7 protein-coding genes and 1 pseudogene are annotated in these 7,552 nt (G+C 70.5%); 4 read left to right on the top strand and 4 right to left on the bottom strand.

The window, feature by feature from the left end; genetic code table 11:
• Positions 1-279: pseudogene (locus tag APM_RS08655) on the bottom strand (shikimate dehydrogenase); the annotation flags it as partial.
• Positions 280-371: 92 nt separating this feature from the next.
• Here APM_RS08655 and APM_RS08650 point away from each other — a divergent pair.
• Positions 372-1,073 carry an SDR family NAD(P)-dependent oxidoreductase gene (locus APM_RS08650; protein ID WP_007422986.1) on the top strand — a complete coding sequence of 234 codons (702 nt, stop codon included), beginning with the start codon at positions 372-374 and terminating at the stop codon, positions 1,071-1,073.
• A gap of 17 nt (positions 1,074-1,090) precedes the next feature.
• Here APM_RS08650 and APM_RS08645 read toward each other — a convergent pair whose 3' ends face one another.
• Positions 1,091-1,705, bottom strand: coding sequence for a 2-hydroxychromene-2-carboxylate isomerase (locus tag APM_RS08645; protein ID WP_007422985.1), 615 nt, complete (start codon positions 1,703-1,705; stop codon positions 1,091-1,093).
• A 113-nt stretch (positions 1,706-1,818) separates the two neighbouring features.
• On the opposite strand from APM_RS08645, the gene purU reads away from it, so the two are divergent.
• Positions 1,819-2,670, top strand: a complete 852-nt coding sequence (purU, locus tag APM_RS08640) for a formyltetrahydrofolate deformylase (RefSeq protein WP_007422984.1) — start codon at positions 1,819-1,821, stop codon at positions 2,668-2,670.
• Between the two features lie 75 nt (positions 2,671-2,745).
• Positions 2,746-3,453 (top strand): DNA polymerase III subunit epsilon, encoded by a 708-nt coding sequence (gene dnaQ / locus APM_RS08635; protein WP_013641010.1) that lies wholly within the window; start codon positions 2,746-2,748, stop codon positions 3,451-3,453.
• Here the strand turns inward: dnaQ and APM_RS08630 are convergent.
• The gene (locus APM_RS08630; protein WP_007422982.1) at positions 3,417-5,507 is read right to left on the bottom strand and encodes a S9 family peptidase; all 2,091 of its coding nucleotides are present in this window, start codon (positions 5,505-5,507) and stop codon (positions 3,417-3,419) included. The two genes, dnaQ and APM_RS08630, sit on opposite strands and share 37 nt — an antisense overlap.
• Before the next feature lie 13 nt (positions 5,508-5,520).
• Positions 5,521-7,194, bottom strand: coding sequence for a formate--tetrahydrofolate ligase (locus APM_RS08625; RefSeq protein ID WP_007422981.1), 1,674 nt, complete (start codon positions 7,192-7,194; stop codon positions 5,521-5,523).
• Between the two features lie 94 nt (positions 7,195-7,288).
• Between APM_RS08625 and APM_RS08620 the strand changes: the two genes are divergently transcribed.
• Positions 7,289-7,504, top strand: a complete 216-nt coding sequence (locus APM_RS08620) for a hypothetical protein (protein ID WP_007422980.1) — start codon at positions 7,289-7,291, stop codon at positions 7,502-7,504.
• The last annotated feature ends 48 nt before the right edge of the window (positions 7,505-7,552 follow it).

Below are 7,552 nucleotides of genomic sequence, written 5' to 3'. Positions count from 1 at the left end.
CGTGTTCACCGCCCCGGCGCGCCGCGCGCTGTCGGCCACGCGGTCGCACACGGCGAAGGCGGCTTCCTTGTGTGGAATCGTCACGTTGGCGCCGGCGAAGCCCATTTTCGCCAGCGCGGCGACGCAGGCGGCGAAATCGTCCGGGGCGATGGCGAGCGGGAGATAGGCGCCGTCGATCCCGTGGCGTTCGAGCCAGGTGCCGTGCAGGCGGGGCGAGCGGGAATGGGCGACCGGATAGCCGATCACCCCGGCGAGGCGTGCGTGGCCGGAAAGGATCATGAGCTGTTTCGATCATGAAGCGGCGCCGGCGGCAAGGGGCGGTTTCGCGCCGGCGGTTCCGCGCCATATCCGCGACAGGGCGGAGGGATGCGATGGACGGAACGGGACGGGATGATGTGGCGGTGGTGTTCGGCGCGGGCGGCGGCATCGGCGGCGCGCTGGTGGCGGCCCTTGCGGGCGATCGGCGTTTCGCCGCGGTGATCGGGCTCGGGCGGGGCAGCGCGCCGCGCTTCGACCTGCTCGATGAGGCCAGCATTGCCGAACCGGTGCGGGCGGTGGCGGCGCGGGGGGCCATTCGCCTTGCGATCGATGCCACCGGCTTCCTGCACGATGAAGCACAGATGCCGGAGAAGAGCCTGCGCGAGCTGGATTCGGGCCGCCTCGCCCGCAGCTTCGCGCTGAACGCGATCGGCCCGGCGCTGCTGATGAAGCATCTGCTGCCCGCCTTGCCGCGCGAGGGGCGGGCGGTGTTCGCCACGCTGTCGGCGCGGGTCGGCAGCATCGGCGATAACCGGCTCGGCGGGTGGTATGGCTATCGTGCGTCGAAGGCGGCGCTGAACCAGTTCGTGCGGACGGCCGCGGTGGAGCTGGCGCGGCGGTCGCCGGCGGCGATCTGCGTCGCCCTGCATCCGGGCACGGTGGCGACGGGGCTTTCCGCCCCGTTCGCCGCCGCCGGGCTCGACGTGCAGGCGCCGGAGGTGGCGGCGGCGCGGCTGCTGGCGGTGATCGACCGGCTTACCCCAGCCGAGAGCGGCGGGTTTTTCGACCATCGCGGCGAGGCGGTGCCGTGGTAGGTGAGGGCCCCGGCGGCTCAGGCCGTATAGGGCGGGCGGCCGGTGGCCAGCGCGTCGTCCAGCAGGTCGAGCCGGTCCTGGCCCCAGAACAGCTCGCCATTCAGGATGTAGGAGGGCGCGCCGAACACGCCGGCGGCCTCGGCCATCTCGCGGTTGCGCTGATAGGCGGCGGCGATCTCGGGCGCGCCGGCGCGGGCCTGGAGTTCGGGCGCGATGCCGGACGCGGCGGCGAGGTCGGCGATGGTCGCGGGATCGGCGAGGTTGCGCTCCTCCGCCCAGACCGCGGCGAAGACGCGGCGGAGGAACGGGTCGGGGTCGCTACCGGCTTCCACGATGGCGATGGCCAGGCGATCCGCCAGCGCCGGGTCCACCGGGAAGAATTGCGGGTGCAAATTGAGCGGGAGGCCGCGGCGGGCGCGCCAGCGTTGCAGCTCGACCAGACGGTAGCGCTGGCGGACCGGGTGGCGCTTGGCCAGCGGCTGGCCGCCGGTTTCGGCGAAGATCGCGCCGAGCGGCACCGGGCGGTAGTCCACCGTCGCGCCGTGGCGGCGGGCGATGTCGAGAAAGGCGGCGTGGCCGAGATAGGTCCAGGGGGAATGGCTGGTGAAGACATAGGTGATGGTGGCGGCCATGGGCGTTTTCCTCCGCGCTGCTTGCGTGCTGCGCCCATGTTGATAGGGAAGCAGCGTGCCGGCGCCAAGGGCGGCCCGGCGGCGACCACCGCACTCCGGAGAGACCGAACCGCATGAGCTCCATCCTGACCCTTTCCTGCCGCAACCGGCCCGGCATTGTCGGCGCCGTCGGCCATTTCCTGCACGCGCACGGGCAGGACATCCGCGAGGCGCAGCAATTCGACGACCGGGCGAGCGGGCGCTTCTTCATGCGCGTGGTGTTTGCCCCGGTGGGCGACGCGCCTTCCTCCGGGCTGGAGGCGGAGTTCGCCGCGGTCGGGCGCGAGTTCGGGATGGACTGGGAGATCACCCCAAGCGGGCACCGGATGCGGACGATGATCCTCGTCTCGCGGTTCGATCACTGCCTGGTCGACCTGGTCTATCGGCAGCGGATCGGCGAACTGCCGATGGACATCGTCGGCGTGATCGCCAACCATCCGCGCGAGAGCTACGCCCATCTCGATCTCGACGGGATTCCCTTCCATCATCTGCCGATCGCGCCGGATACCAAGATGGAACAGGAGGCCGAGGTGTGGCGGCTGATGCGCGAGAGCGGCGCGGAACTCGCCATCCTGGCGCGCTACATGCAGGTGCTGTCGGACGGGCTGGTGGCGAAGCTGGCCGGGCGCTGCATCAACATCCACCATTCCTTCCTGCCCGGCTTCAAGGGTGCGAAGCCCTATCACCAGGCCTATGCGCGCGGGGTGAAGCTGATCGGCGCGACCGCGCATTACGTCACCACCGCGCTCGACGAGGGGCCGATCATCGAGCAGGATGTCGAGCGCATCTCGCATGGCGACACGCCGGAGGCGCTGGTGCGCAAGGGGCGCGACATCGAGCGCCGGGTGTTGGCGCGCGCCGTGCTCGGCCATCTGGAGCGGCGGGTGTTCATCAGCGGCAGCAAGACGGTGGTGTTCGCCGGCTAGAGCACTTTCCGATCCGATTGGATCGGATGTAGTGCTCGATCTTGTTGATGCTCTGGAGCAAAAAAGGGGGCGGCGATGTCGCGCGCGGTGCTGTTCGATACGGAAACGACGGGGCTGGAGCCGCTTGGCGGCGACCGGGTGATCGAGGTCGCGGCGATCGAGCTGTGGAACGACCTGCCGACCGGCAAGGTGTTCCACACGCTGATCGACCCCGAACGCGACATTCCCGCCGAGGCGAGCCGGGTGCATGGCATGACCAGCGCCGATGTCGCCGGCAAGCCGAAATTCGCCGAGATCGCCGCCGAATTGCTGGAGTTCTTCGCTGAGGATCCGCTGGTCGCGCATAACGCGCCGTTCGATTTCGGCTTTCTCGACGCCGAGTTCGCCCGCATCGGCCGCGCCGCCCTCGACAGGGCGAGGATGATCGACACGCTGGCGCTGGCCAAGCAGCGCTTTCCGGGGATGCCGAACTCGCTCGACGCGCTGTGCCGGCGCTTCGACATCGATCTCTCCGCCCGCACCACCCATAACGCGCTGCTCGACTGCAAGCTGCTCGCGGAGGTTTATGTCGAGCTGACCGGCGGGCGGCAGCGCGGGCTCGACCTTGCCGCCGAGAGCACGATCCGCCTCGTCGAATATCGCAGCGAGGGGCCGCGCACGCCGCGCCCGATCGTCGCGAGTGCGGCGGAGCTGGCCGCGCACGAGGCGTTCATCGAGAAGCTGAAGGAGCCGGTCTGGCGGCTCGATCAGGCTGCACCGACCGACCAGAGCGCGAAGGCGTAATTCAGCGCGGTCTGCTTCAGCGCGTCGAACCGGCCGGCGGCGCCGGCATGGCCGGCTTCCATGTCGATCCTGAGCAGCGCCGGCGCGGGGCCGGTGGCGAGCGCGCGCAGGCGGGCGACGAATTTCGCCGGCTCCCAATAGGTCACCCGCGGGTCGGACAGGCCGCCGGTGCACAGGATCGGCGGGTAGGCGCGGGGCGCGAGATTGTCGTAGGGCGAATAGGCGGCGATCGTGTCATAGGCGGCGGGGTCGGTGATCGGGTTGCCCCATTCCGGCCATTCCGGCGGGGTGAGGGGGAGCGTATCGTCGGAGATCGTGTTCAGCACGTCGACGAAGGGCACTTCGGCGATCACCCCGGCCCAGAGATCCGGCCGCATGGTGAAGGCGGCGCCGACCAGCAGCCCGCCGGCCGAGCCGCCCTGGGCGACGATGTTCCCCGCCCGCGCATATCCGCCGCCGATCAGCGCCTCGGCGGCGGCGATGAAATCGGTGAAGCTGTTCATCTTGTGCGCGGCGCGGCCGCCGAGGAACCAGTTCCAGCCCTTCTCGGTGCCGCCGCGGACATGGGCGATGGCGAAGATCCAGCCGCGATCGACCAGCGAGAGGATCGAGGTGCGGAACCACGGCTCCATCGGGATGCCATAGGCGCCGTAGCCGTAGAGCAGCAGCGGGGCCGCGCCGTCCAGCGCCTGGCCGCGGCGCATCAGCACCGTTACCGGGATCGACGCGCCATCGCCAGCCGGCGCGTCGATGCGCCGTGTTTCGTAGCGCGCGGGGTCGTGGCCGGAGGGGATGTCCTGGGTCTTGCGCAGGATCGCCGCGCGGGTGGCCAGATCGTAGTCGAAGGTCTGGCGCGGGGTGGTGGGCGAGGAATAGACGTAGCGGATCGTCTCGGTGTCGTATTCGAGGCCGGGTTCGGTGCGCAGCACATAGGCCGGCTCGTCCTGCGCGATCTCCCACTCGGCGCCGCCATCGCGCGGGGCGACGATGATGCGGGTGTTCGCCTCGATCCGTTCGAGCCGGACGATGTGGTGTTTCAGCGCGAAGGCGCCGACGAGGTAGCGGCCCGGCCGGTGCGGCACGAGGTCGCGCCAGTGCGCACGGCCCGGGGCATCGAGCGGCGCCTCGACCAGCTTGAAATCCACCGCGCCGTCGGCATTGGTGCGGATGACCAGCCGGTCGCCGGCATCATCGACATCGTAGCGCAGGCCCGGCTCGCGCGGGGCGATGAGCGCGGGCGGCGCGGTCGGGTCGTTGCCGGGGATGCGCCAGACCTCGCTGGTGTCCTGGTTGCCGGCGGAGACGAGGATGGAGCCGCCGGACAGGCTGGTCTCGACGCCGAGAAAGAAGCCGGGATCGGGCTCGGCGTAGACCAGCGTGTCGCCGCCATCGGCCAGGGCGCGGCGGAACACCTTGGTCGGCCGGCCGTGATCGTCGCGGAAGACCCAGAAGATGAAGCGCGCGCAGGGGGAAAAGGTGAAGTCGCCGCTGCAGGATTCGATCGGCGGGGCGGGCTCGGCGCCGGTTTCGATCTCGCGGACATGGATGCGGTAGACTTCCGACCCTTGGGTGTCTTCCGCCCACGCGAGCAGGCGGTGGTCGTCGCTGTGCGCGACCGCCGGGGCGGAGAAGAAGGCATGGCCCTTCGCGCGCGCCGGCAGGTCGAGCAGCACCTGCTCGGCGCCGCCGGCGCGGGGCGTGCGGGCGATGACCGGATGCTCGGCGCCCGGATCGAAGCGGCGGTAATAGGCGTAGGGGCCGTGCGGCGCGGGCACGGTCGAGTCGTCGTCCTTGATCCGGCCCTTCATTTCGGCGAGCAGCGTCGCCTGGAGGTCCTTGGTGCCGGCGAGCACGGCATCGGTATAGGCGTTCTCGGCGAGGAGATGGGCGCGGATCTCGGGATCGAGGGCGGAGGGGTCGCGCAGCACCGCCTGCCAGTTGGCATCGCGCAGCCAGGCATAGTCATCGGTCCGCACCCGGCCGAGTTGTTCGATGCGGACCGGCTTGCGCGCGGCGGCCGGCGGGGTGGGTTGGGGCGCGTTCGGCGTGTTCATGGGGGCCCTACGCTCAGAACAGGCCATGGATCGCGCCATCGGGGTCGAGCCCGATCGCCTCGGCGGCGGGGATGCGCGGCAGGCCGGGCATGGTCATGACATCGCCGGCGAGGGCGACCACGAAGCCGGCGCCGGCGGAGAGGCGGGCATCGCGGATCGGCACGGTGAAGCCGGTGGGCGCGCCGCGGCGGGCCGGATCGGCGGTGAAGCTGTACTGCGTCTTGGCGACGCAGACCGGCAGGTGGTCGTATCCCTGCGCCTCGAACCGGGCGAGGCGTTTGGCCGCCAGCGGCGAGAGCTCGATGTCGTCGGCGCCGTAGATGCGCTGGGCGATGGTGCGCAGCTTGTGCGGCAGCTTCATGTCGTCCGGGTAGAGCGGGGCGAAGCGGGCGGATTTCGCCGCGATCGTCTCGATCACCGCCTGCGCGAGGTCGGTGGCGCCGGCGCTGCCATCGGCCCAATGGGTGCAGAAGCAGATCCGCGCGCCGCCATCCTCGTCGAGTGCTGCGCGCAGGGCCTCGCGCTCGGCCCCGGTATCGGTGACGAAGCCGTTGATCGCGACGATCACCGGCAGGCCGAAGGCGCGCATGGCGGCGACGTGGCGGCGCAGATTGGCGGCACCGCGCGCGACCGCGCCGGGATTCTCGGCGCCGAGATCGGCCTTGGCCACCCCGGCATGCATCTTCAGCGCCCGGATCGTCGCGACGACGACGGCGCAGGAGGGCGCGAGCCCGGCCTGCCGGCACTTGATGTCGAGGAATTTCTCGCCGCCGAGATCGGCGCCGAACCCGGCCTCGGTCACCACGATGTCGGCCAGCTTGAGCGCGGTGCGGGTGGCGATGACCGAGTTGCAGCCATGGGCGATGTTGGCGAAGGGCCCGCCATGGACCAGTGCCGGCGTGCCTTCCAGCGTCTGCACCAGGTTGGGTTGCAGCGCGTCGCGCAGCAGGGCGGCCATGGCGCCGACGGCCTTGAGATCGGCCGGGGTGACGGGCGAGCCGTCGCGCCGCTCGGCGACGACGATGCGGGCGAGGCGGCGTTGCAGGTCGTCGAGATCGCGGGCGAGGCAGAAGATCGCCATCACCTCGGAGGCGACGGTGATGTCGAATTTCTGCTCGCGGGCGGCGCCGTTCGCCCCGGCGCCCAGGCCGAGAACCGTCTGGCGCAGGGCGCGGTCGTTCATGTCGATGGCGCGGCGGAAGGCGATCCGGCGCGGGTCGATGCCAAGCTCGTTGCCCCAGTAGACATGGTTGTCGAGCATCGCGGCGAGCAGGTTGTTAGCGCTGGTGATGGCGTGGAAATCGCCGGTGAAATGAAGGTTGATCTCCTCCATCGGCGCGACCTGGGCGCGGCCGCCGCCGGTGGCCCCGCCCTTCTGGCCGAAGCACGGGCCGAGCGAGGGCTCGCGCAGGGCGATCATCGCCTTTGCGCCGGCGGCGCGCAGCGCATCGCCGAGGCCGATCGAGGTCGTCGTCTTGCCCTCGCCGGCGGGCGTCGGGCTGATGCCGACGACGAGCACCAGCGCGCCGTCCGGCCGGTCTTCGAGCGAGCGGATGAAGCCGCCATCCACCTTGCCCTTGTAGCGGCCATAGGGGATCAGCGCCTCGGCCGGTATGCCGGCGGCGGCGGCAATCTCGCCGATCGGGCGCAGGCGTGACGCGCGTGCGATGTCCAGATCCGACGCCATGAATCCTCCCGTTTTTCCTTTCCGTCTTATGTCCGCGCGGCCATGGGGAAGGCAAGGCTTGCCGTGCGGTGTCCCGCACCGGTAAATAGCGCTCATGACATTGCCGTTCTCCTTCCCGGCCTGGATGCCTGCCTGGCTCGGGCTGGTGCTGCTGCTCGTCGGCCTGCTCTATGCGCTGGCGATGCTGGCGATGCCGTTCTCGGTGTTCGGCGTGAAATCCCGCCTGGAGGCGATCGAGGAACAGCTCGATCAGGTGCAGGAGGAACTGCGCATCCTGACGATGCGGCTGCCGGAACCGCTGCGCGCGTGACCGTGGATGACGGGCTTTACGACCCGTTGCCGCGCAGCGCCGCGGGGT

Source organism: Acidiphilium sp. PM (genome assembly GCF_000219295.1).
GTDB lineage: Bacteria > Pseudomonadota > Alphaproteobacteria > Acetobacterales > Acetobacteraceae > Acidiphilium > Acidiphilium multivorum.
Note: the sequence above shows the minus strand (reverse complement) of the source record. Positions and strands in the feature narration are given on the sequence as shown.

Excerpts from the sequence above, each read along its gene's own strand:
- dnaQ (WP_013641010.1), top strand. The coding sequence starts at position 2,746 with ATGTCGCGCGCGGTGCTGTTCGATACGGAAACGACGGGGCTGGAGCCG.
- APM_RS08630 (WP_007422982.1), bottom strand. The coding sequence starts at position 5,507 with ATGAACACGCCGAACGCGCCCCAACCCACCCCGCCGGCCGCCGCGCGC.
- APM_RS08620 (WP_007422980.1), top strand. The coding sequence starts at position 7,289 with ATGACATTGCCGTTCTCCTTCCCGGCCTGGATGCCTGCCTGGCTCGGG.
- APM_RS08650 (WP_007422986.1), top strand. The coding sequence starts at position 372 with ATGGACGGAACGGGACGGGATGATGTGGCGGTGGTGTTCGGCGCGGGC.
- APM_RS08645 (WP_007422985.1), bottom strand. The coding sequence starts at position 1,705 with ATGGCCGCCACCATCACCTATGTCTTCACCAGCCATTCCCCCTGGACC.
- APM_RS08625 (WP_007422981.1), bottom strand. The coding sequence starts at position 7,194 with ATGGCGTCGGATCTGGACATCGCACGCGCGTCACGCCTGCGCCCGATC.
- purU (WP_007422984.1), top strand. The coding sequence starts at position 1,819 with ATGAGCTCCATCCTGACCCTTTCCTGCCGCAACCGGCCCGGCATTGTC.